This is a genomic window from Rouxiella silvae, assembly GCF_002093625.1.
Taxonomy (GTDB): domain Bacteria; phylum Pseudomonadota; class Gammaproteobacteria; order Enterobacterales; family Enterobacteriaceae; genus Rouxiella; species Rouxiella silvae.
This window is the reverse complement of sequence record NZ_MRWD01000010.1, coordinates 80,630-103,154: the sequence shown is the minus strand read 5'-3', so window position 1 is coordinate 103,154 and position 22,525 is coordinate 80,630. Positions and strand designations below refer to the sequence as shown.

The 22,525-nt window shown below is 52.3% G+C and carries 22 protein-coding genes; 7 read left to right on the top strand and 15 right to left on the bottom strand.

All coding sequences use genetic code 11. From position 1 onward, the window contains the following. The 3 genes from BS639_RS06205 to BS639_RS06195 all read right to left on the bottom strand — a co-directional run. The coding region (locus BS639_RS06205) for a Slp family lipoprotein (RefSeq protein ID WP_084982553.1) at positions 1–557 on the bottom strand (557 nt) is incomplete at its 3' end. A gap of 62 nt (positions 558–619) precedes the next feature. Next, positions 620–1,336, bottom strand: coding sequence for a tRNA (adenosine(37)-N6)-threonylcarbamoyltransferase complex dimerization subunit type 1 TsaB (gene tsaB, locus BS639_RS06200; protein ID WP_055771185.1), 717 nt, complete (start codon positions 1,334–1,336; stop codon positions 620–622). 84 nt (positions 1,337–1,420) lie between these two features. Beyond that, on the bottom strand, positions 1,421–3,322 hold the full coding sequence (locus tag BS639_RS06195) for an ATP-dependent DNA helicase (RefSeq protein WP_055771182.1): 1,902 nt from the start codon (positions 3,320–3,322) through the stop codon (positions 1,421–1,423). A 143-nt stretch (positions 3,323–3,465) separates the two neighbouring features. On the opposite strand from BS639_RS06195, the gene BS639_RS06190 reads away from it, so the two are divergent. After that, positions 3,466–3,810: a RidA family protein gene (locus BS639_RS06190; RefSeq protein WP_055771180.1), complete on the top strand. Its 345-nt coding sequence runs from the start codon at positions 3,466–3,468 to the stop codon at positions 3,808–3,810. A 107-nt stretch (positions 3,811–3,917) separates the two neighbouring features. On the opposite strand, the gene BS639_RS06185 is transcribed toward BS639_RS06190, so the two are convergent. The 3 genes from BS639_RS06185 to zwf are packed head-to-tail and all read right to left on the bottom strand — an operon-like array spanning position 3,918 to position 6,794. Continuing rightward, positions 3,918–4,559, bottom strand: a complete 642-nt coding sequence (locus tag BS639_RS06185) for a bifunctional 4-hydroxy-2-oxoglutarate aldolase/2-dehydro-3-deoxy-phosphogluconate aldolase (RefSeq protein ID WP_084982551.1) — start codon at positions 4,557–4,559, stop codon at positions 3,918–3,920. A gap of 21 nt (positions 4,560–4,580) precedes the next feature. Continuing rightward, the gene (pgl, locus tag BS639_RS06180) at positions 4,581–5,276 is read right to left on the bottom strand and encodes a 6-phosphogluconolactonase (protein ID WP_084982550.1); all 696 of its coding nucleotides are present in this window, start codon (positions 5,274–5,276) and stop codon (positions 4,581–4,583) included. Between the two features lie 42 nt (positions 5,277–5,318). Next, entirely contained in the window at positions 5,319–6,794 is a 1,476-nt protein-coding gene (gene zwf, locus BS639_RS06175) for a glucose-6-phosphate dehydrogenase (RefSeq protein ID WP_084982548.1), read from the bottom strand. A gap of 427 nt (positions 6,795–7,221) precedes the next feature. Between zwf and BS639_RS06165 the strand changes: the two genes are divergently transcribed. Both BS639_RS06165 and pyk read left to right on the top strand, forming a co-directional pair. Beyond that, positions 7,222–8,091 (top strand): MurR/RpiR family transcriptional regulator, encoded by an 870-nt coding sequence (locus tag BS639_RS06165; RefSeq protein ID WP_055771166.1) that lies wholly within the window; start codon positions 7,222–7,224, stop codon positions 8,089–8,091. Positions 8,092–8,370: 279 nt separating this feature from the next. Next, positions 8,371–9,813 carry a pyruvate kinase gene (gene pyk, locus BS639_RS06160; RefSeq protein ID WP_055771164.1) on the top strand — a complete coding sequence of 481 codons (1,443 nt, stop codon included), beginning with the start codon at positions 8,371–8,373 and terminating at the stop codon, positions 9,811–9,813. A gap of 83 nt (positions 9,814–9,896) precedes the next feature. Here the strand turns inward: pyk and lpxM are convergent, their stop codons facing one another. The 3 genes from lpxM to znuA all read right to left on the bottom strand — a co-directional run bounded on the left by lpxM (position 9,897) and on the right by znuA (position 13,312). After that, complete coding sequence (gene lpxM / locus BS639_RS06155) at positions 9,897–10,871, bottom strand: lauroyl-Kdo(2)-lipid IV(A) myristoyltransferase (RefSeq protein ID WP_084982547.1); 975 nt, start codon at positions 10,869–10,871, stop codon at positions 9,897–9,899. A gap of 129 nt (positions 10,872–11,000) precedes the next feature. Next, positions 11,001–12,335, bottom strand: a complete 1,335-nt coding sequence (gene mepM, locus BS639_RS06150; RefSeq protein WP_055771156.1) for a murein DD-endopeptidase MepM — start codon at positions 12,333–12,335, stop codon at positions 11,001–11,003. A gap of 20 nt (positions 12,336–12,355) precedes the next feature. Further along, positions 12,356–13,312, bottom strand: coding sequence for a zinc ABC transporter substrate-binding protein ZnuA (znuA, locus tag BS639_RS06145; protein WP_084982559.1), 957 nt, complete (start codon positions 13,310–13,312; stop codon positions 12,356–12,358). A 255-nt stretch (positions 13,313–13,567) separates the two neighbouring features. Between znuA and znuC the strand changes: the two genes are divergently transcribed. Both znuC and znuB read left to right on the top strand, forming a co-directional pair. Further along, on the top strand, positions 13,568–14,326 hold the full coding sequence (znuC, locus tag BS639_RS06140) for a zinc ABC transporter ATP-binding protein ZnuC (protein ID WP_084982545.1): 759 nt from the start codon (positions 13,568–13,570) through the stop codon (positions 14,324–14,326). After that, on the top strand, positions 14,323–15,108 hold the full coding sequence (znuB, locus tag BS639_RS06135; protein ID WP_084982544.1) for a zinc ABC transporter permease subunit ZnuB: 786 nt from the start codon (positions 14,323–14,325) through the stop codon (positions 15,106–15,108). Before znuC ends, znuB begins: the two co-directional genes overlap by 4 nt. Positions 15,109–15,182: 74 nt before the next feature. Here znuB and ruvB read toward each other — a convergent pair whose 3' ends face one another. From ruvB to aspS, 6 genes are all read right to left on the bottom strand, one after another. Further along, positions 15,183–16,187 (bottom strand): Holliday junction branch migration DNA helicase RuvB, encoded by a 1,005-nt coding sequence (ruvB, locus tag BS639_RS06130; RefSeq protein ID WP_055771148.1) that lies wholly within the window; start codon positions 16,185–16,187, stop codon positions 15,183–15,185. 8 nt (positions 16,188–16,195) lie between these two features. Continuing rightward, on the bottom strand, positions 16,196–16,810 hold the full coding sequence (gene ruvA / locus BS639_RS06125) for a Holliday junction branch migration protein RuvA (RefSeq protein ID WP_055771145.1): 615 nt from the start codon (positions 16,808–16,810) through the stop codon (positions 16,196–16,198). Between the two features lie 104 nt (positions 16,811–16,914). Beyond that, a complete protein-coding gene (ruvC, locus tag BS639_RS06120; RefSeq protein ID WP_084982542.1) occupies positions 16,915–17,436 on the bottom strand; it encodes a crossover junction endodeoxyribonuclease RuvC in 522 nt (173 codons plus the stop codon). A gap of 197 nt (positions 17,437–17,633) precedes the next feature. Further along, positions 17,634–18,377, bottom strand: coding sequence for a YebC/PmpR family DNA-binding transcriptional regulator (locus BS639_RS06115; RefSeq protein WP_055771139.1), 744 nt, complete (start codon positions 18,375–18,377; stop codon positions 17,634–17,636). An 89-nt stretch (positions 18,378–18,466) separates the two neighbouring features. Then, the gene (gene nudB, locus BS639_RS06110; protein ID WP_055771136.1) at positions 18,467–18,904 is read right to left on the bottom strand and encodes a dihydroneopterin triphosphate diphosphatase; all 438 of its coding nucleotides are present in this window, start codon (positions 18,902–18,904) and stop codon (positions 18,467–18,469) included. Further along, positions 18,904–20,697 carry an aspartate--tRNA ligase gene (gene aspS, locus BS639_RS06105; RefSeq protein ID WP_084982541.1) on the bottom strand — a complete coding sequence of 598 codons (1,794 nt, stop codon included), beginning with the start codon at positions 20,695–20,697 and terminating at the stop codon, positions 18,904–18,906. The genes nudB and aspS overlap by 1 nt, the downstream gene beginning before the upstream one ends. A gap of 290 nt (positions 20,698–20,987) precedes the next feature. Between aspS and BS639_RS06100 the strand changes: the two genes are divergently transcribed. After that, complete coding sequence (locus BS639_RS06100) at positions 20,988–21,563, top strand: hydrolase (protein WP_173882070.1); 576 nt, start codon at positions 20,988–20,990, stop codon at positions 21,561–21,563. 94 nt (positions 21,564–21,657) lie between these two features. Then, complete coding sequence (locus tag BS639_RS06095; RefSeq protein ID WP_084982539.1) at positions 21,658–22,476, top strand: DUF72 domain-containing protein; 819 nt, start codon at positions 21,658–21,660, stop codon at positions 22,474–22,476. Positions 22,477–22,525: the final 49 nt, after the last annotated feature.

Here is a 22,525-nt window from a genome sequence, read left to right as displayed (position 1 = left end):
CCCCACGCCGGGCCAAACCCTCGCCCCCACCGTGGATCATAAGGGCCTCCGTATCCCCAACCCCAAGGTCCCATCGGCTGAGGTGGCATCACTACTTCTTTCACTTCTCTCCAGCGTTTATAACCGTTTACGTTGAGCGTGACAAACCGATAAGGGGCATTGCCAATGGTGCCATTTTCAGCACCCGTAATCGGCCCCACTACCGTTACCAATTGATTGCGGAAATCGACTGGGTCGAGGAAACCGTTGTAGTAAGCCACAATACGTCCAATTGAAGGCTCACCCAACACAGGCGCTGCACTTGAATCCAGTGGTACCGCGGCGATTTCGAGTCGCGTACGATTTTTATCATTAGCCACTGAGACAACACGGCCACCAAAACGCGCTTCCTGGCCAACATAAATTTGCGGTGCGCCCTGCACGGCCACCAGGTTCATCTGCGGCGTTTCAGTGGTGCCGCGAATTGAATCCGGCACCGTAACACAGCCGGAAAGCAGCAAAACGCTGAGGCCAACCGCCAAGGCGAGACTTTTTTTGCTTGCGAACATCTTACGCATGGTAAATACCCCTGGGTACATTATCTATTTTGACCACGATTTCATGCACAAGTTGCCGATACTTATCGACCAGGAAGCTTTTTCCACGTCACCTCATTACGCAGGTAAGTCGGCTCAGCCTCTGCGGCATTGACCCTCACTCCCCTTTCCCACGCAGCCAGCGCGAGAGGTAACATATCTTCCGCCTGTGGCAGCAACATATTACCGTTAACAAGTTCAACGGCTGTTGAACCTATTAGCTGAGGATAGGTTTGCCATCCAGTACCTGCTGTCGCCCAGCGGCCCTGTAGCAAGGCCTCGTGCTCAAGCAACTGTTCCGGTTTTAATACCGCTTCAGTGGTTTCACCCTCCCAAACACCGGATGATTGACGGGTATATTTGCCCCAGTAAACCTCACCCATGCGTGCATCAATAGCCGTCAACACTTGCTCTGCACCGGTTTGGCGGTATGCGCCCTGCGCCATTGTTTGAAGGGTGGAGATGGGCAGCAGAGGCAATTCGGCGCCAAACGCCAGCCCCTGAGCGATGCCAATGCCGATGCGCACGCCGGTGAAGCTGCCCGGACCGCGTCCGAAGGCCAGCGCATCCAGCTGATTAAGCGTCAGCCCAGCCTCTGCCAGAATCTGTTGAACCATGGGAAGAATACGTTGAGTATGCTCTCGGGCGCAGAGTTCAAAATAAGCCAGCGTTTCGCCATTTTCGGCTGACGTTGCCGTGTTGTACAACGCAACAGAACAGGCTTCGGTTGCCGTATCAATTGCTAAAATTCGCGTGGACATGCCAAACCTCAGGCGGGAAATAAAAAAATAACATTGAGATACCCAAAGATTTCAACGCAGTGAGTATCGCGCAATCATAGCATATCAGCTCTTCTGCAAAAAACTGATTGCCTGCTCAAGAGAGCGGGTTCGCGGCGTCGGCGGCAGGCTATTAAGGAAAACTTCGCCATAGGGGCGCATCACTAACCGGTTGTCACAAATGACCATTACGCCGCGGTCATCGGTGTCGCGTATTAAACGCCCTACGCCCTGTTTGAGCGTAATGACCGCGTCGGGAAGCTGCACCTCGTTGAAAGGATCGCCGCCGCGTAACCGGCAGTCCTCAATGCGCGCTTTAAGCAAAGGATCATCGGGTGAGGTGAAGGGTAATTTATCGATAATCACCAGCGACAGTGTTTCTCCACGCACGTCGACGCCCTCCCAGAAACTGCTGGTTGCCACCAAGAGTGCGTTTCCAGCCTCGACAAACTGCGCTAAAAGCTGCCCTTTGCTGGTTTCTCCCTGAACCAGCACCGGCAGCGTCATACTGGCGCGAAACTCTTCGGCCAACTCACGCATCATGAGATGTGAGGTGCAGAGGAAGAAACAACGGCCTTCATTGGCCTCGATCAAGGGGCGCAGCATTCTCGCCAGCTGGCGTGATCCCCCCCGCTCGTTGGGCGAAGGCAGATAACGCGGCACGCACAGCAACGCCTGATTGGCAAAGTCGAACGGGCTGGCCAGCAGCAATGTCTCTGCGCCTTCTAGGCCCAGCCGCTGGGTGAAATGCTCAAGCTTTTCATTCACCGACAGCGTTGCCGAGGTAAACACCCAAGCTCCGGGCTTGTCGTCCATCAGCTCGCGAAATTTGTCGGTAACCGAAAGTGGCGTCAGAGCGAGGGTAAAATGACGCGAGTTGCACTCGTACCAATAGCTGTAGCCAGGCACGTTGACATCTTTAAGGCGTTTTAGACGATTGCGGTAGAGCGTGGCGCGCTCGAAGGCGGCATCGAGTAGCGCAGAGCGGCCAAGTGAAAGTTTCATCACGTCATAGCAAAGTTCGAGGGCATCGTCGAGCAGCAGCAGCGCGCGCTGAATACCTTGGTCGGCCAACACGTCTCGCAGGTTGCCGCGAAAACCAGGTTCGCCTAGCGCCAATCGGAAATCTTGAGCACTTTGTGCCAACCTATCGGCACTTTTCTGCAACTGCGCAGAGTCGCGCACTTCAGTTCGGTAGGCAATAGTGATGTCTTTGGACAGGTCGAGCAGTTGACGGCTTGAAAGCTGCTGTCCGAAATATTGGCTAGCAATGTCAGGTATTTGGTGTGCTTCGTCGAAGATCATCACATCTGCGGTGGGAATGAGTTCGCCAAAGCCGCTCTCTTTAACCACCATGTCGGCCATAAAGAGGTGATGATTGACCACCACCACGTCGGCGTCCATTGCCTTGCGCCGTGCCTTTACCACGAAACACTCTTTGTACATCGGGCAGTCGCTGCCGAGGCAGTTGTCGTTGGTGCTGGTAACCAGCGGCCAGACGTAGCTGTCTTCAGCCACCACGTTACAGGTGCTGATATCACCCTCTTCCGTCTTCGCCGACCAGCTGCGCAAATGTGCCAAATCGCTGAGTGACTGACTGGCCAATTCCCCTCCGGTCATTGACTGTTGGTCGAGGCGTTCAAGACAGAGATAGTTAGAGCGGCCTTTTAGCAGCGCCAACTTACCTTTAAATTTCAGCGCGCTGGCCACTTTGGGCAGGTCGCGGGAATAGAGCTGATCCTGTAACGCTTTCGAGCCAGTCGAGATAATGACCTTTTTACCCGAACGCAGTGCAGGTGCCAAATAGGCGTAAGTTTTGCCGGTCCCAGTGCCTGCTTCGACCACCAGTCCCTGCTTGTTTTTTATCGCCAGAGCAACGGCATTCGCCATCAGACGCTGTGGTTCACGGGGTTTAAAGCCCTCAATTTTCTGCGCCAGGGCGCCGTCTGTTGCGAAATCGTCTATCACGCTAAACCCACAGTAGTAGAATCAGCGCTGATTATGCCAATCCTTGCCCTCGCGTACCACCACCATCTGTCAGTCCATTGTCGGCCATTGATGTGATACCCTGTTGCCCATCATTAAAACAGCGACTTTCAGGAGCACTCTTTATGTCAATTCAACGCATTAGACCCGAGCCACGTATGTCAGACATCGTTGTCCACAATGGCACGGTTTATTACACTAGCGTGCCGGAAAATCTGGATGCCAACGCCAAAGATCAAACTGCGGAAACGCTGGCAATCATCGACGCCGCGCTGGTAGAAGTGGGGTCTCACAAGAGCAAAATTCTCGACGCGACTATTTTTCTGGTCGACGGCGCTGATTTCGCGGCGATGAACGAAGCCTGGGACGCATGGGTTTCACCGGGCAATGCACCTGTGCGCTGCACCGTGCAGGCCAATCTGATGAATCCGAAGTACAAAGTTGAAATCAAAGTGATTGCCGCGCTTTAATAAATCGGCTAACGATTCACTGCCTACGGGTTAAAAAAAGCCTCCACAACGTCGTTGGGAGGCTTTTTCAATTATTGTCACGAATGATGTGCGAGCATTAAAACACGTTAGGCTTTTGCACCCGCAACGGCTTCACGCGCCAGTTCAGTAATACGCGCGTAGTCGCCACTTTCCAGCGCATCAGCAGGCACTAACCACGAACCACCGATACACAGCACGCTTTTAAGCGCCAGATAGTCGCGATAGTTGCCCGGCGTAATGCCGCCGGTTGGGCAGAAACGAACCTGTGGGAATGGACCGGCGATAGCTTGCAGCGCCTTAACGCCACCGTTGGCCTCAGCCGGGAAGAATTTAAACTCACGCAGGCCAGCATCTAGGCCTAACATCAGCTCCGAAACAGTGCTTATTCCAGGAATAAGCGGGATCGGACCGGCGTTGGCCGCTTTCAATAAAGGCTCGGTCAAGCCCGGGCTGATGGCAAATTGCGCACCCGCTGCTGTCACTTCGGCCAGTTGCTCAGGATTAAGTACGGTTCCCGCACCAATAATGGCCTCAGGAACCTCTTTGGCAATCGCCCTAATCGCATCAATGGCGCAGGCCGTGCGCAACGTCACCTCAAGCACGCGAACGCCTCCGGCCACCAGTGCTTTTGCCAGCGGTACCGCATGCTCCAGCTTGTTGATAACGATGACCGGAACAACCGGACCTGAGGTCAGGATCTGTTCTGCGCTTGTTTTCCAACTCTTCATCTTTGTCTCCATTCGTGCCCGCTATGCGGTCCAGTAAACCTCGACCGGCGTCTGTTGTTGATTTAATACTGCCCTCACAGGCATCTCATTCTGATCGGTGCCTTTTGCCGCACGTTCGTAAACGTCACGTTTGGCCTCACCGGCCAACAATACATAGATTCGCCGACTGTCGAGCAATACTGGCAACGTCAGCGTCATGCGCTCGAGCGGTGCCGTAAGCGGCGTGATAGCCACGCAGCGTCGGGTAGAATGCAGGTCCAGCGCCTGAACAAGATTGGCGCTGCCTGGAAAAAGAGAAGCGGTATGGCCGTCATCGCCCATACCCAAAAGCGTAATATCCGCAGGCAATACCAAAGCGGCTAGCGCTTTTTCAGCCTGAATCTCACCTTCTGCTGCCGTAACGGCGTCATTTTTAAGCGCAATAAAGGTGGCCTTCGCCACCTCGCCCTGCAGCAAACTGTTGCGTACCAGCTTTTCGTTGCTCGACCCATTGTCGGTAGCGACCCAGCGCTCATCGGCAAGCGTTATCACCACCCGACTCCAGTCCAGCTCCTGCCTTGCAAGCTGCCTGAACAGCTCGAGCGGCGTTCTGCCGCCCGAGATAATCAGACTTGCCTGACCGCGGTCCGCAATGCCCTGGCGCAATGCATCTGCAATTTTGCCGGATAAGTTTTGGTTTAGCGCCGCCGCACCGGAAAACTCGACGAAATTGGCCATGTGTTGCCCCTTAATACAGACGTACCGTTAAAAGACGGTGGATTAGCCGAACTCGTTCCATGAACGGCCATCACGGGTAATCATTGCCACCGAGGCAACGGGTCCCCACGTTCCCGCCTGATAAGGCTTAGGCGCTTCGTTTTCTGCAGACCAGGCATCCATGATGCCATCAACCCATTTCCAGGCTTCTTCGACTTCGTCACGACGTACGAACAGCGCCTGGATACCACGCATGGTTTCCAGCAGCAGACGCTCGTAAGCATCGGCAATGTGTTGCTCGTTGAAGGTTTCAGAGAAGCTCAGGTCAAGCTTGGTCGTTTGCAGACGGTGTTTGTGCTCGAGACCCGGCACTTTGTTCAGTACTTCAATCTCGATACCTTCGTCCGGTTGCAGGCGAATGGTCAATTTGTTTTGCGGCAGCTGCTGGTAAGAGTCGCTAAACAGGTTCAGAGCCGGGCTCTTGAAGTAAACCACGACTTCTGAACACTTAGTCGGCAAACGCTTACCCGTGCGCAGGTAGAATGGCACGCCCGCCCACTGCCAGTTGTCGATGTCTACGCGAATAGAGACGAAACTTTCCGTGTTGCTGTTTTTATTTGCGCCCTCTTCTTCGAGGTAGCCTGGCACTTTTTTGCCCTGAACAAAACCTGCGGTATATTGACCACGCACGGTCGTTTCGCGCACGTTGGACTGGTCAATACGACGCAGCGAACGCAGCACTTTAACTTTTTCATCGCGAATACGATCGGTAGACAAATCAGCCGGCGGCGACATGGCAATCATGGTCAGAATCTGCAACAGGTGGTTCTGGATCATGTCGCGCATCTGGCCCGCTTTGTCGAAATAGCCCCAACGGCCTTCGATGCCCACTTCTTCGGCCACGGTAATCTGCACGTGGTCAATGGTGCGGTTGTCCCAGTTAGTGGCAAACAGGTTGTTGGCAAAACGCAGCGCCAACAGGTTCAACACCGTCTCTTTACCTAAGTAGTGGTCGATACGGTAAACCTGAGTTTCGTTGAAATACTCTGCCACGCCGTCGTTAATTTCCTGAGATGATTTCAGGTCAGTACCGAGCGGTTTTTCCATCACAACGCGCGCAGGCTCTTTGTTTAGCCCAGCCTCACCCAAACCTTTACAGATCGCGGAAAAAGTACTCGGCGGCATCGCAAAGTAGTTAATGGTGGTGCGCTTACTGGTGTCGAGCATTTTGCCCAGACGGGTGAAATGCTTGAGATCGTTAACATCGAGATTACAAAATTCCAGGCGAGCACTGAGTTTTTCCCACAGTTCCGGGTCCAGCTTCTCTTTCATAAAGGTGGTCAATGCTTCTTTTACCACTTCGGTATAAGCAGCTTTGTCCCACTCGGCGCGGCCAACGCCAATGATTTTTGTGTCGTCGTGAATGTGTCCAGCTTTTTCGAGCTGATACAGGGAAGGCAACAGCTTACGGCGTGCAAGGTCGCCTTTAGCACCGAAAATTACCAGGTCACACGCCTGGGCTGGTTGGTTTACCGCCATGTTCTTCTCCTTAGAGCAGGATAACCTTATCTTTCAAAATGCAGCATCAACGCTGCCTGCATCCCGAATGCGATGGGTTAGATTGTAATTTTATTTCAACAGATATCGCGTTTCAGCAACAATGTACTCTGATCGGGCAAGGGCAGTAAACCAAGATCTAAGGCATTAATAAATGATTAAAAAACCACATAATTTGTCATGTTTGTTAAATCGGCTAACCTGTAAGCAGGAGTCGCTGTAATTTTATGACAAATTTGAACATTAATTACCATATTGAAACTTAGACCTGGCTCATATTCTGGATAAAAAAGCTTGGTTTTCACCAGATTGTCTCTGCCACCTCGTTCAGCGTCGTAGTATATTTTCATCAAACTGACATGATTTCTCCTTTTCGTTGAAATCGATGAAACCTATTGAGTGGTCACCCATGAATACGCTGGAAAAAATCCTCAGCTTTTTGGATATCCTCAGCAAATCAGAAAGAAAAGTTGCTGAAGTCATCCTTGCTTCGCCCCAGACTGCCATCCATTCCAGTATCGCAACGCTGGCAAAAATGGCTGATGTGAGTGAACCCACGGTCAATCGCTTTTGTCGTCGCCTTGAAACCAAGGGCTTTCCAGACTTCAAACTGCAGCTTGCCCAAAGTCTGGCTAACGGAACACCTTACGTAAACCGCAACGTTGAAGAAACCGACAGCGTTGAGGCCTATAGCACGAAAATTTTTGAATCCACGATGGCCAGCCTGGAGCAGGTTAAAAATACGCTTGATATCACCGCAGTGAATCGCGCGGTCGATTTGCTCACCCAGGCAAAAAAAATCTCGTTCTTCGGCCTTGGAGCCTCTGCGGCCGTCGCCCACGACGCGATGAACAAGTTTTTTCGCTTTAACATCCCGGTCATCTATTTCGATGATATCGTAATGCAGCGAATGAGCTGTATGAATTCGGGCGAAGGTGACGTTGTTGTGCTGATTTCTCACACCGGCCGCACGAAAAACTTAGTCGAACTGGCTCATCTTGCCCGCGATAACGACGCAACGGTCATTGCCATTACCTCAAAAGACACACCGCTGGCACAGGAGGCAACGCTTTCTATTCTGTTGGACGTGCCTGAAGACACAGACGTTTATATGCCGATGATCTCTCGTTTGGCACAGTTAACGCTGATTGACGTGCTTGCCACCGGATTTACACTGCGTCGCGGTGCGAAATTTAGAGATAACCTGAAGCGCGTCAAAGAATCATTGAGAGATTCACGGTTTGATAAAGGGGTTTATGCACCTCCGAGATTTGAATAAATCCCTGCGGTAACGGATTTTTTTATCTCGCCATATTTGTTACGATGTTGTTAATTTTAGGGATCTGGCCGCCGTAGGATCGCGTTTTATTACCCCCCAGCGCGCAGCCAGATAAAATTGCCGGGATAACAGTCGGTCGGCCCCAAGGCTGCCGTGATAACGACAGGTCGTGTCACCAACGGGTGAAACAATTTTGTATTAAAATTACAATCATCACCCTTTATCGTGTTGTCCAGGTTTTTAGCAGCAACAATGCTTCACAAGTCAACGGAGTAATGCATGTCCAGACGGCTCAGAAGAACCAAAATTGTCACCACTCTCGGCCCTGCAACGGATCGCGATAATAATTTGGAAAAGATTATTGCCGCCGGTGCCAACGTTGTTCGCCTTAACTTCTCTCATGGTACCGCTGAAGACCACCAGCTCCGCGCAGACAAAGTGCGTGAAATCGCGGCAAAACTGGGGCGCCACGTGGCCATCCTCGGTGATTTGCAAGGTCCAAAAATTCGCGTTTCCACCTTTAAAGAAGGCAAGGTCTTCCTCAACATTGGCGATAAGTTCCTGCTTGACGCCAACATGAGCAAAGGTGAAGGCGACAAAGAAAAAGTCGGCATCGATTACAAAGGCCTTCCTGACGATGTGGTACCCGGCGATATTCTACTGTTGGACGACGGACGGGTACAGCTCAAGGTCATTGAAGTTCAAGGCTCTAAAATTTTCACCGAAGTGACGATTGGCGGCCCTCTTTCCAATAATAAAGGCATTAACAAGCTCGGCGGCGGACTCTCTGCCGAAGCCCTGACTGAAAAAGACAAAGCCGATATTCTTATTGCCGCAAAAATTGGTGTCGACTTTTTGGCCGTGTCCTTCCCACGCACCGGCGAAGACCTTAACTATGCGCGCCGTCTGGCACGTGACGCAGGCTGCCATGCCAAAATTGTCTCGAAGGTCGAACGTGCCGAAGCCGTGGCCTCTGACGCCGCGATGGACGATATCATTCTGGCCTCTGACGTGGTGATGGTGGCGCGTGGTGATTTGGGCGTTGAAATCGGCGACCCGGAATTGGTGGGTATTCAGAAAAAACTGATCCGCCGCGCACGCACGCTTAACCGCGCAGTGATCACCGCAACCCAGATGATGGAGTCGATGATCACTAACCCGATGCCGACCCGCGCCGAAGTGATGGACGTGGCGAACGCCGTGCTCGATGGTACCGACGCCGTGATGCTCTCGGCAGAAACTGCCGCAGGCCAATATCCGGCTGAAACTGTGGCGGCGATGGCGCGCGTTTGCGTAGGTGCAGAAAAAATCCCAAGCATTAACGTCTCCAAGCACCGCCTCGACGTTGAATTCGATAATATTGAAGATACCATTGCGATGTCATCAATGTACGCGGCAAACCATCTTAAAGGGGTTACCGCAATAATCTCTATGACAGAATCAGGCAGAACGCCACTGGTGATGTCTCGAATTAGCTCAGGACTGCCTATTTTCGCGATGTCTCGCCATGAGCACACGTTGAATCTTACAGCACTTTATCGCGGCGTGACGCCGGTGTTCTTCGACAGCAACAACGACGGCGTCGCTGCCGCGGTGGATGCGGTTAACCTGCTGCGTGACAAGGGATACCTGCTTTCAGGTGACCTGGTTATCGTCACTCAGGGTGACGTGATGAGCACGACCGGCACCACCAACACCAGCCGCGTACTGACGGTAGAATAACCCCACGCGTCCTCAGTAACGAAAAAACCGGCCTTGGCCGGTTTTTTTATTGAAGCAACGGGTCACGCGTATTCACATCACCTCTACTTGGGATAAAGCTCGTCGCGCGTGTACGGCTCTTGTTCGCCAGGCTTGCGGGTTTTAAGCAGCTTGAGTATCCAAGTATATTGCTCAGGGTTTGGCGCGACCAAATGCTCGACCTCTTCATTCATGCGTCGCGCTATGGTGACATCATCGCCGGTATCCAAGCCTGCCATCGGGGCGCGAACGTGAATGTTCAGGCAGTGATTTTTTGCGTCATATGCGGGGAAAAGCGGCACGATTTCAGCGCGGCAGACCTTCATCAGGCGTCCTAATGCCGGCAGCGTCGCCTTATAGGTCGCAAAGAAGTCAACGAATTCGCTGTGTTCGGCACCGTGATCCTGATCTGGCAAATAGTAGCCCCAATACCCGTTTCGCACTGAGCTCACAAAGGGTTTGATGCCTTTGCTGCGCGCGTGCAGGCGTCCACCAAAACGGCGGCGCACTGAATTCCAGAAATAATCCGTTAACGCATTTTTCTGATGATGGAACATCGCTGCCATAGGATGCCCGTCCGCTGCCATCAGCATCGCAGGAATGTCTACCGCCCAACCGTGCGGCACCAGGAAAATAATATTTCTCCCCTCACCCGCAAGTTGGTCAACAATCTCTTTATTATGCCATTTAACACGCTTGTGAATCTGCGGATTATCCCCACGCAGCGCCAGCTCTGCCATCATCACCATAGACTGAGGGGCAGCGGCAAACATGTCGTCGATAATCTTTTCACGGCGGGCTTCAGGAAGTTCAGGCATGCAATAAAGCAAATTAATTTGCGCACGACGACGAGCCCCTTTTGCCAGCTTACCGGCCAGACGCCCAAGGCCACCGAGTATCGGGTCACGCACAGGTGCTGGAACGTAAGCCATTGCCGCCATTGCGCCCACACCCAGCCACACGCCCCAGTAGCGTGGAAGGTAGAAGGATTTTTGAAACTGCGGGATAAACTCGTCGTTCGTTTTTGTTTCTGGTTGCATGCGTTAACTCGTAAACTTTTATACTAATTATATAATCCAATCGCCCAATGATAGGTGCAGTGAATTATTTTGCAATGAATAGTGTCGCCCGGCTTACGCAGGCGACACTCTTTAAGCAGAAGAAAACCTCTAGATTTTCAGCTGAGGCATAACCTCACGCACAGTCGCTAAATAGTCTCTGAGGTCTTTACCACTCAGACCTTCTGAACGTGGCAGCTTGGCGGTTAGCGGATTGACAGCAATGTTGTTAATCCATACTTCGAAATGCAGATGCGGACCGGTTGAACGTCCGGTGTTGCCCGACAACGCTATTCGGTCACCGCGCTTAATCTTTTGCCCAGGCTTAACCAACGCTTTACGCAGGTGCATATAGCGCGTCATATACTGCCTACCGTGGCGGATAGCAACATAGTTACCCGCAGCGCCGCCGCCGTTAACCACCACAACCTCGCCATCGCCGACGGCCAGAACCGGCGTTCCGATGGGTACGGCAAAATCTACCCCTCGATGCGGCGCTATACGACCGGTAACGGGATTCATACGACGCGGATTAAAGTTGGATGAAACTCGATACTGCTTAAGGGTCGGAAAGCGCAGGAACCCACGCGCCAGTCCGCTGCCCGACCGGTCATAAAACTTACCGTCATCGGCGCGAATAGCATAATAATCTTTACCGCCGCTGCGCAAGTGCACGCCTGACAGTTCACTCTGCTGGCTTTTTCCGTCGAGCATTTCGCGCGACATCAGTACCGAAAACTGGTCCCCTTTACGTAACTTTTTGAAGTCCATCTGCCACTGTAGGGCTTTGACCACCGCACCAATTTCAGCATTACTCAAGCCCGCATCTTTTGCGCTGCTGACAAAACTGCCGTCTAGCGTGCCTTTTAATACTTTGTCCTGCCATTCCCCTTTCAGAGTTTGGGTCGAGGCTTTAAAACCGCTGCCGCTTTTGTCGTAAGTCACTGTTTCTCGCCGCGATTTTTCCCACGTTACACGCTGTAATTCGCCGTCATCATTGACTGTCCACGACAGCTGCTGACCAATTTTCAAATTACGCAGTTCGGTATTTTGCGCGGCCAACGCAGAGATATCCGACATATCAATGCCGTACTGATTTAGAATACTGCTGAGTGTATCACCGGTTGAAACGACGTACTCATGTACGCCCGTTTCATTTTCGGTTTTATCATCCAATTCGTCTTTGGGAATGTCCGTGGCGGGAGGGGAATCGTTATCATCTATGGGTTCACTCGCCTCAGGCAGCAAAGAGCGCACCTGTTGCGTGTCGAGCAGAACTTGCTTTGAGATAGGTTTACTCTGGTAAGAGTCTTGATCTGTATGATATACAAATGGTTTCCAGACGGCAACGGCGAGGGTTACGACAGTCAATGACCCCAGCATAACGCGATGAGGTCGTGGAAGATTGTTATATGCCAGAGCAATAGATCGGGCCAATAGCTGCACTTAATACGGTCCTTATAGGCTTACTTCAGGCAGCTCACGTACTGAGAAGTCAGATGTGACAGAAAGTCCACATAACTGTCCTTGGTCAGTGCGATGCCGCTCCCCAACGGATCCAATGTGCCCATACGCACTTTTGTTCCTTGGGCAACGGCATTAATTACGGCCGGCCTGAATTGTGGCTCAGCAAAAACGCATACCGCTTTTTGCTCAACCAACTGTGTTCGAATTTGATGTAATCGCTGTGCTCCAGGTTGGATTTCGGGATTAACGGTAAAATAGCCTAACGGCGACAGTCCGTAATGTTTTTCAAAGTAGCCATATGCGTCGTGAAAAACAAAATATCCCTTACCCTGAACAGGTTGCAGCATCTTACCAAGCTTTACGTCAGTTTTTGTCAATTCATCCTCAAACTGACGCAAGTTGGCGTCTAGTTGGTCCTTCTTTTGCGGCATTAGTTCCAATAATTTTGCGTGAATTGCGATTGCGGTCAATTTTGCAATCTCCGGTGAGAGCCAGAGGTGCATGTTGTACTGCTCATCTTTATGGTTGTCGCCAGACTCATTAGTGTCGCGAATGCCGTGTTCGTGAGATTTTTCGTCCTGACGGGTTAAAAGCAGCGCTTTAACCTCGGGTATCGCCGACACGTCTACCACCCGATTAGGGGGCAATTGTGCGACCGACTTGCTCATAAATGTTTCCAGGCCTGGCCCAATCCACACCACTAAATCTGCGCTGCGTATTTGCTGAAGGCCTGAGGGGCGAAGTGCATAATCATGGGGTGACACACCGTCAGGTAATAAAACTTCTGTCGGGGTTATTCCCTCGGCAATCGCTGCAGAGATAAAGCCCAATGGACGCAAAGAGGTTAATACGGCAGCCTGGGCAGTGGTTACCAGACTCGCGCTCAGGAGCACGGCGGCAAAGGCGGCGTGAGCCAGTAGGGATTTTGCAGAACGCGGTGATGATTTAATTTTCATGGTGTTGTTAACCGCCGCTGATTTTGTCAGTTTCATTAATTCCTCTGGTTTAAGATGGTCTGTTGTAGGCCTGTTTATTTTTATCGTTAGTCGGCCCGGTTTATTGCTCGGTTTGCCCTGTTCGCTAAAGGCGAGCAAGCAGATTATCGGCAAATAAAGTGTCAGACAATACGCAGTTTTTCGACGACATACATGGTTATTTTCTAAAAAACGCAATATTATAACATTCGAATTGTTCTGCAAGACGTAACTGAAATGTCCACTCTCGCTTCGCTACAAAATATTTCTGTCACATTCGGTACTCGCCGCGTGCTCTCTGATGTCTCACTTTCGCTACAGGCAGGCAAGATTCTGACCCTAATTGGGCCGAACGGCGCGGGTAAATCTACGCTGGTACGCGTCGTGTTGGGATTGGTTGCACCCACCAGCGGCACTCGCTTTCAGATACCGGGCTTGAAAATCGGCTATGTACCGCAAAAAATCCATCTAGATGCCACGCTTCCGCTGACCGTTGCGCGCTTTATGCGCCTCAAGCCTGGCGTAAAACGTGAAGATATTTTACCCGCGCTTAAACGCGTGCAGGCAGCCCACCTGATTGATCAACCGATGCAAGGGCTGTCGGGGGGTGAAAATCAGCGCGTGCTTTTAGCCCGCGCGCTGCTCAATTCACCGCAGCTGCTGGTGCTTGATGAGCCGACGCAGGGCGTTGACGTCAATGGCCAGGTTGCGCTTTACGATTTAATCGACCGCCTACGCCATGAATTGGGTTGTGCAGTGATGATGGTCTCACACGACTTGCATCTGGTGATGGCAAAAACCGACGAGGTGCTTTGTCTTAATCAGCACATTTGCTGCTCCGGCTCCCCGGAAGTGGTCTCGTCGCATCCTGAATTTATTGCCATGTTCGGCAATCGTGGCGCAGAGCAGTTGGCAATTTATCGCCATCATCACAACCATCGACATGATTTACAGGGAAAAATAGTTTTGCGCAATACTGGAGGTCGCGATCAATGATTGAGCTGTTACTGCCGGGATGGCTGGCAGGTATTTTGTTGGCGGGCGCGGCGGGTCCACTTGGATCGTTCGTGGTCTGGCGGAGAATGTCTTATTTTGGCGATACACTGGCGCATGCCTCACTGCTGGGTGTGGCTTTCGGCCTGCTGCTAAACGTGAACCCTTTCTATGCGGTTATTGTCGTCACCCTGCTTCTGGCACTGCTGTTGGTCGTGCTGGAGCGCAAACCACACCTGGCGGTCGATACCCTGCTGGGCATCATGGCACACAGCGCGCTGTCGCTAGGATTGGTGGTGGTCAGTTTGATGTCGGGCGTGCGGGTAGATTTGATGGCCTATCTTTTTGGCGACCTGCTTTCCGTCACGCTGAGCGATATCTGGCTCATTGGGGCGGGTGTTGCGCTGGTGGTTGCCGTGCTGTGCTGGCAATGGCGTAATCTGCTTTCAATGACCATTAGTCCGGAGCTGGCGCACGTTGACGGCGTAAATCTCCAGCGCTCACGCATTATTCTTATGCTGGTCACTGCGCTCACGATTGGTCTGGCCATGAAGTTTGTCGGCGCGTTAATCATCACGTCGTTGCTTATCATTCCGGCCGCAACGGCACGTCGCTTTGCCAAAACGCCAGAGCAGATGGCCTATGTCGCGATATGGGTAGGAATGATTGCGGTAACAGGCGGACTGGGGCTGTCGGCATTTTACGACACTCCGGCAGGACCTTCGGTGGTGCTTTGTGCAGCGGTGATGTTTATGGGAAGTTTATTTAAAAAGCAAATTGCCTAAAGTCGTGTCAACGTTCCCCACTCTACGCCTCCCCCAATTAGGGAGGCGATCAAAGTCGAGCTGGCGTGCTGTTGCTACTCTGGTCTCGACATTCCAAAATGTTTATAGGCGTGATGAGTCGCCATTCTTCCGCGCGGGGTACGCTGAATGAAGCCTTGCTGGATAAGGAAGGGTTCAATCACATCTTCGATGGTTTCGCGCTCTTCGCCAATTGCAGCCGCGAGATTGTCTAGCCCGACGGGTCCCCCCATAAACTTGTCGATAATCGCCAGCAGCAGCTTTCGGTCCATGTAGTCAAAACCTTCGGCATCGACGTCGAGCATATCCAGCGCGCCGTTGGCCGTGTCACCGTTAATCGTACCGTCGCCTTTAACCTCGGCAAAATCACGCACCCGTCGCAGCAAACGGTTGGCAATGCGCGGTGTGCCACGGGAACGGCGGGCAATTTGATGCGCGCCCTCTTCTGACAGCTCTAGCCCCAGACACGTCGCACTCCGGCCAACGATGTGCTGCAAATCGGCAACCTGATAAAACTCAAGGCGCTGCACGATGCCAAAACGGTCACGCAGTGGCGAAGTCAATGAGCCCGCGCGCGTTGTTGCCCCCACCAGCGTGAACGGCGGCAAATCGAGTTTGATAGAACGCGCCGCAGGACCTTCTCCGATCATAATATCCAGCTGATAGTCTTCCATCGCCGGATACAGTACCTCTTCTACTACTGGAGACAGGCGGTGAATTTCATCGATAAAAAGGACATCGTGCGGTTCAAGATTGGTTAGCATCGCCGCAAGATCACCGGCTTTTTCAAGCACGGGTCCAGAAGTCGTGCGTAGATTTACGCCCATTTCGTTAGCGACAATATTGGCCAGCGTGGTTTTACCGAGCCCGGGAGGGCCAAAAATCAGCAGGTGATCCAGCGCGTCTCCGCGCTGTTTAGCCGCCTGAATGAAGATCTCCATTTGCGAACGCACGTGAGGCTGCCCGACATATTCGGACAACCTTTTAGGGCGTATCGCTCTGTCGATAACTTCTTCTTCACTAATAACGCCAGAAGAAATAAGACGGTCAGCTTCTATCATCTGTTACCTCACAGAGCCGCGCGCAGCGCTTCTCTAATCAATGTTTCGCACTCTGCACCCGGTTTCGCCACTTTACTGATCATCCGGCTGGCTTCAGGCGGCTTATAGCCCAGCGAGATAAGTGCAGCAACGGCTTCACCTTCTGCATCAGACTCCTTCGCCTTGGATGCGGCAGCCGGCAGGCTAATATCCGTTGGGCTGTTGAACAGGTCACCGTTGAGGCCTTTAAAACGGTCCTTCATTTCTACTACCAGGCGCTCAGCGGTCTTTTTACCGACGCCTGGCAGTTTAATTAGACTGGTGATTTCTTCTTTCTCTACCGCACTCACAAACTGCTGAGCGGACATACCCGAAAGAATGGCCAGCGCCAGCTTGGGCCCTACGCCGTTAACTTTAATCAACTCGCGAAACAGCGCACGCTCCTGCTTGTCATTAAAACCGTACAGCAGCTGCGCGTCCTCACGAACGATAAACTGAGTGAAAACAATCGCTTCCTGACCAAGTTCAGGCAGTTCATAAAAACAGGTCATCGGCATATGTACTTCATAACCCACGCCGTTGGTTTCCAACAGCACCAGCGGTGGCTGTTTTTCCAGAATAACGCCTCTGAGACGACCTATCACTTTTACCTTCCTTTGCCGATTAGCCCGCGAGCAACGCCCGCAGAGTGACTGAAATTTTTATCGTTTATATCATAGAAAAGAGCTGGATAGATATCCAGTCTTAATTATCGCATTCTGCCACGCGCCATCTGGAGTTTATCGGTACTCAGACGAAGCGCATTTTGGCTCATGTGACAATGTGTAATGGCAATGGCCAACGCATCGGCGGCATCAGATTGAGGATTGGCCGGCAGCTTGAGCAGTGAGCGCACCATGTGCTGCACCTGACTTTTTTCGGCGGCTCCGGTACCGACCACCGTTTGTTTAACCTGGCGTGCAGCGTACTCAAATACCGGCAAATCCAGATTGACCGCCGCCACAATCGCCGCGCCGCGCGCCTGACCCAGCTTGAGTGCCGAGTCCGGGTTTTTAGCCATAAACACGGACTCAATGGCAAAAAAGTCCGGTTGAAATTGAGTGATGATTTCGGTCACACCCGCATAAATAAGCTTTAAGCGCCCCGGCATATCGGTCACTACCGTGCGAATGCATCCGCTGCCCAAATAGCTGAGCTGCCTGCCCTCTTGGCGAATAATGCCATAGCCTGTTACGCGTGAACCGGGGTCAATCCCCAGAATTATAGCCATAGCTTATTGATACCTTCTCTTGGGATAACCCTTAACCCGTCGACTGTCTTTTGTAAAAACACAGTTTCCTGCGTCATAAAAGGGGTGTTCTGCTGGCAAGTTTGTCTGGAATTGAGATAAAAAACAAACCGGACTGAGGATGTCCGTCAAGCCAGCCGGAAAACGCGAGCCTGTCGCGCCTCCGGCTGAGGAGTAGATTACAGTGTTTCCGCAATCTCGTCGGAGATTTCACCGTTGTGGTAAACCTCCTGTACATCATCACAGTCTTCAAGCATGTCGATAAGACGCAACAGCTTAGGCGCGGTGTCGGCATCCATGTCGGTTTTGGTTGCCGGGATCATGGTCACTTCGGCCTGATCGGCTACAAAACCAGCTGCGGCCAGTGCATCTTTCACATCACCCATGCTTTCCCAAGCGGTGTACACGTCGATAGCGCCGTCGTCAAAGGTCTGAACGTCGTCGGCACCGGCTTCCAGCGCCGCTTCCATAATAACGTCTTCATCCTGACCCGGTGCAAAGGTGATCACGCCGGTTTTAGTAAACAGGTAAGCCACCGAGCCGTCGGTACCGAGGTTGCCGCCGGTTTTGTTAAAGGCGTGACGAACTTCAGCAACGGTACGGTTGCGGTTATCACTCAGGCATTCAACCATAACGGCAGTGCCGCCTGGGCCGTAGCCTTCATAGATGATGGTTTCCATGTTGCTGTCATCATCACCGCCCACGCCGCGTGCAATCGCACGGTTCAGGGTGTCGCGCGTCATGTTGTTGGACAGCGCTTTGTCGATAGCCGCACGAAGACGTGGGTTGGCACCCGGATCGCCACCGCCCAGCTTCGCCGCTGTTACCAGCTCACGAATAATTTTGGTGAAAATTTTACCGCGTTTTGAGTCTTGTGCTGCTTTGCGGTGTTTGGTGTTGGCCCACTTACTGTGACCTGCCATAAAAAATCTCCATAAGCCTTAACCAGGCTGAACTCATTTAGATAATCGACAGTCTTGTACGCTGAATCTTGAACGTTTCGTGTAAAGACCTAATAAATAACAAATTCTTCAATCGCCTGCTGGTTGCTCGGTGACTTGGTAAACGCGGCCGCTGCCGCCTTGTCGAGCCATCGATAGGCATGATGCTCAGTCAGAACAATGTCACGCTCTTCGGGCAATGCCAGGCAGAACCAGTGCTCTTTATTCCAGGTCACGCCCGGAGCATAGCGATGGCGCAGGTGCGCAAACAGTTCAAACTCAACGCAGCGCTCGCAGTTCTGCAAGACCAGATTTTCGCCGGCAATATCGATGCCAACCTCCTCCAGAACCTCACGCTGCGCGGTTTGTGCGGGGGATTCACCGTCTTCCAGACTGCCGGTAACTGACTGCCAGAATTCGGTGTCATCACGCCGCTGGAGCATCAGCACCCGGCCGTTGTTGCTGGCATAGATGACAACCAGTATCGACTCAGGACGCTTATAGCTCATTACTCATTCTCTAGATTTGCGTCAGGTGCCGTTTTTTTAGCAATGACGCTAATGCCCAGCTCAATCAGTGATGCAGGGTTGGCAAAGTTTGGTGCTTCCGTCATCAGACACGCCGCTGCCGTGGTTTTCGGGAAGGCAATAACGTCGCGAATGTTGTCGGTACCGGTCAACAGCATGACCAGACGGTCAAGACCAAACGCCAAGCCTGCGTGCGGTGGAGCACCGTATTTCAAGGCATCGAGCAGGAAGCCGAACTTCTCGCGCTGCTCTTGCTCGGTAATGCCCAAGATGCTGAATACTGCCTGCTGCATTTCACCACGGTGAATACGCACCGAACCGCCGCCCACTTCATAACCGTTAATCACCATGTCGTAAGCATTGGCAATCGCCGACGTCGGGTTAGACGCCAACTCCTGCGCATTCATCTCTTTAGGCGCAGTAAACGGATGGTGCATGGCAGTCAGGCCGCCTTCATCGGTATCTTCAAACATCGGGAAGTCGACAACCCACAGCGGGGCCCACGCGGATTCATCAGTAATTTTCAAATCACGGCCGATTTTCAGACGCAGCGCGCCAATCGCATCGGTAACAATTTTAGCACTGGCCGCGCCGAAGAAGATCATGTCGCCGTCCTGTGCCTGAGTACGCTCAATCAGCGCGCTCAGCAGTTCGGCGTTCAGGAATTTAGCCACTGGGCTTTGAATACCGTCGAGACCTTTTTCCACTTCATTAACTTTGATGTAAGCCAGACCTTTCGCGCCATAAATCTCGATGAACTTGGCGTATTCGTCGATTTGCTTACGGCTCAGTTGGGCGGCGCCAGGAACGCGCAGTGCGGCAACGCGGCCTTTAGGGTCATTGGCCGGATCGGCAAAGACTTTGAACTCGATAGTTTTGAACAGGTCAGCAACGTCGACCAGTTCCATCGGATTACGCAGATCCGGTTTATCGGAACCATAGCGACGCATGGCTTCTGCAAAGGTCATAATCGGGAAATCGCCCAGATCCACACCTTTAACCTCAAGCCACAGCTCACGTGCCAGCTTCTCCATAATTTCACGCACCTGTTCGGCGGTCATGAAAGAGGTTTCAACGTCGATCTGGGTGAATTCAGGCTGACGGTCTGCACGCAAGTCCTCATCACGGAAGCACTTAACGATTTGATAGTAGCGATCGAAGCCCGACATCATTAACAGTTGTTTAAACAGCTGTGGGGACTGCGGCAGCGCATAGAACTTGCCTTTGTGTACGCGGCTCGGCACTAAATAGTCACGTGCGCCTTCTGGCGTAGCCTTAGTCAGCATCGGCGTTTCGATGTCGAGGAAGTCGTGGCTGTCCATGAAGCGGCGCACCAGGCTGGTGATGCGTGCGCGAGTTTTCAGGCGGTTAGCCATGTCGGGACGACGCAGGTCAAGATAGCGGTATTTCAGACGCGCTTCTTCGGTATTGGTCTGGTTGGAGTCCAGCGGCAGTGGCTCAGAACGGTTAATGATGTTCAACTGGCTGGCAAACACTTCCACTTCACCGGTGGCCATGTCTTTATTAAACTGGCTTTCAGGACGCGCGCGAACGGTACCGGTCAACTGCACGCAAAACTCATTACGCAGTTCTGATGCCAATTCGTACGCCGTGCTTTGATCGGGATCGAAAAATACCTGCACGATGCCTTCACGGTCGCGCAAATCGATGAAGATCAAACCACCCAGATCGCGACGGCGGTTAACCCAACCGCACAAAGTCACTTCCTGGCCAACGTTGGACGAATTTAGCTTGCCACAATATTCAGTACGCATAACGGTATCCCTTTGATCTCACGGCCTGTGAGAATCGGAGTAATATGGGTCGAAAAAAGGCGGTCATTATAAAGGAATTTCGCGCAGACGATAAGAGCGAACACGCAGTAGATGCAGCCGAAATTCGCTCAGGCGCCTTCTCACACATAATTTAACAAATTTCCTAACATCTCCCCTAGCTGGTTGACATAAACTCTCAAGGAATTCTTAGTACCCTAAGTAACTGCCATCGCCAGGACGCAGTGCAGGTACGTGGGTTTCTCCTTCTATAAATTTGCGAGTCTCTTCTTATGTCTTTGAAACTTGATCCTAAAACAACCGCTCTGGTCGTCATCGATTTGCAAAAAGGCATTTTGCCGTATGCCGGTGGCCCACACTCCGCACAGCAAGTATTGGACAAAGCCACGGAGCTAAAAACTCGCTTTAACACCCTGGGTGCACCAGTGTTCATGGTACGCGTGGGTTGGTCAGCCACCTTCGATGAAGCGCTGAAACAGCCGGTTGATGCTTCTGCTCCGGCTGCTAGCCTGCCTGATAACTGGTGGGAATTCCCTGAGCAACTTAACGTAACTGACAAAGACCTCCAGGTTGTTAAACGCCAATGGGGCGCATTCTACGGCACCGATTTGGAGCTGCAACTGCGTCGTCGCGGCATCAAAACCGTTGTGCTGTGCGGTATCTCCACTAATATCGGTGTTGAGTCTACCGCACGTAATGCCTGGGAACTGGGCTTTGAATTAGTGATTGCTGAAGACGCGTGCAGCGCGCACAACAACGATCATCATCAGTCAAGCGTGCAGTTTATTTTCCCGCGCATCAGTCGCGTTCGCTCCACTGAAGAGGTACTTGCTGCCATCGCCGAGTAAGGTTACCCTGCTTGATGTCAGCCAACGCCGCCTCCGGGCGGCGTTTTATTTTGTTAGTTTCCGTTAAAAGGACAGTCAACAGGACGGTATCCGCATGTATATTGGGCTTCCTCAGTGGCATCACAGCGCATGGAACAGTATTGGCCTGCACGATCTCGCCGACTATGCGCGCTATTTTAACTGTGTTGAAGGCAATACGACGTTTTACGCGCTGCCAAAGCCTGAAATCGTGATGCGCTGGCGCGATATGACCCACGATGACTTCCGCTTTTGTTTTAAATTTCCCTCGACCATCAGCCACAAAGCCGCACTGCAGAACTGCCAGCAGGAGCTCGACGCTTTTTATCAATGTCTCACGCCGCTTGAAAATCGCATTGGCCAACTTTGGCTACAGCTGCCTGCCACCTTTGCTCCCCGTGACCTCGACCGTCTGTGGCAGTTTCTTGATGCGTTACCCAAAGGCTTTGACTACGGTGTTGAAGTACGCAACCCGCTGTTTTTCAACAAAGGCGAAGAGGAGCGCGCGCTGAATCATGGCCTGCATCAGCGCGGCATAAACCGCACACTGCTCGACAGCCGTCCGGTACATCACGCTACCAGCGTTACTGAAGCGGTGCTTGAGGCGAAAAGAAAAAAACCTCAGTTGCCAGTGCATGCGGTGGTGACCGCTACGCGGCCGATTGTGCGTTTTATCGGCGGCGATAATTTAGCGGTTAATCAGCAGTGGTTTACGCAATGGATTAAAAAACTGGTCGACTGGCAGCAGCAGGGTCACGCCCCCTATCTGTTTATTCACTCTCCAGACTGTAGCGATGCCCCGCAGCAGGCTCAGGCGCTGTGGCGAACGCTGCGCCAACATTTACCCGCGCTAGGGCCTGAACCCGATTGGCCAGAGCAGGACTCCTTATTTTAACCGCCCCACCGTAACCTGCGCTGAGGGGCATTTTTTTCGGGTATCCGCG

What these genes read in the sequence shown, in the direction of transcription:
- zwf (WP_084982548.1), bottom strand. Translation starts at nt 6,794, where the DNA reads ATGGCGGTAAACCAACCAGCCCAGGCGTGTGACCTGGTAATTTTCGGT.
- BS639_RS06115 (WP_055771139.1), bottom strand. Translation starts at nt 18,377, where the DNA reads ATGGCAGGTCACAGTAAGTGGGCCAACACCAAACACCGCAAAGCAGCA.
- BS639_RS06100 (WP_173882070.1), top strand. Translation starts at nt 20,988, where the DNA reads ATGTCTTTGAAACTTGATCCTAAAACAACCGCTCTGGTCGTCATCGAT.
- pyk (WP_055771164.1), top strand. Translation starts at nt 8,371, where the DNA reads ATGTCCAGACGGCTCAGAAGAACCAAAATTGTCACCACTCTCGGCCCT.
- tsaB (WP_055771185.1), bottom strand. Translation starts at nt 1,336, where the DNA reads ATGTCCACGCGAATTTTAGCAATTGATACGGCAACCGAAGCCTGTTCT.
- aspS (WP_084982541.1), bottom strand. Translation starts at nt 20,697, where the DNA reads ATGCGTACTGAATATTGTGGCAAGCTAAATTCGTCCAACGTTGGCCAG.
- pgl (WP_084982550.1), bottom strand. Translation starts at nt 5,276, where the DNA reads ATGGCCAATTTCGTCGAGTTTTCCGGTGCGGCGGCGCTAAACCAAAAC.
- znuC (WP_084982545.1), top strand. Translation starts at nt 13,568, where the DNA reads ATGTCCACTCTCGCTTCGCTACAAAATATTTCTGTCACATTCGGTACT.
- nudB (WP_055771136.1), bottom strand. Translation starts at nt 18,904, where the DNA reads ATGAGCTATAAGCGTCCTGAGTCGATACTGGTTGTCATCTATGCCAGC.
- BS639_RS06165 (WP_055771166.1), top strand. Translation starts at nt 7,222, where the DNA reads ATGAATACGCTGGAAAAAATCCTCAGCTTTTTGGATATCCTCAGCAAA.
- znuB (WP_084982544.1), top strand. Translation starts at nt 14,323, where the DNA reads ATGATTGAGCTGTTACTGCCGGGATGGCTGGCAGGTATTTTGTTGGCG.
- znuA (WP_084982559.1), bottom strand. Translation starts at nt 13,312, where the DNA reads ATGAAAATTAAATCATCACCGCGTTCTGCAAAATCCCTACTGGCTCAC.
- ruvC (WP_084982542.1), bottom strand. Translation starts at nt 17,436, where the DNA reads ATGGCTATAATTCTGGGGATTGACCCCGGTTCACGCGTAACAGGCTAT.
- BS639_RS06190 (WP_055771180.1), top strand. Translation starts at nt 3,466, where the DNA reads ATGTCAATTCAACGCATTAGACCCGAGCCACGTATGTCAGACATCGTT.
- BS639_RS06095 (WP_084982539.1), top strand. Translation starts at nt 21,658, where the DNA reads ATGTATATTGGGCTTCCTCAGTGGCATCACAGCGCATGGAACAGTATT.
- ruvB (WP_055771148.1), bottom strand. Translation starts at nt 16,187, where the DNA reads ATGATAGAAGCTGACCGTCTTATTTCTTCTGGCGTTATTAGTGAAGAA.
- lpxM (WP_084982547.1), bottom strand. Translation starts at nt 10,871, where the DNA reads ATGCAACCAGAAACAAAAACGAACGACGAGTTTATCCCGCAGTTTCAA.
- BS639_RS06185 (WP_084982551.1), bottom strand. Translation starts at nt 4,559, where the DNA reads ATGAAGAGTTGGAAAACAAGCGCAGAACAGATCCTGACCTCAGGTCCG.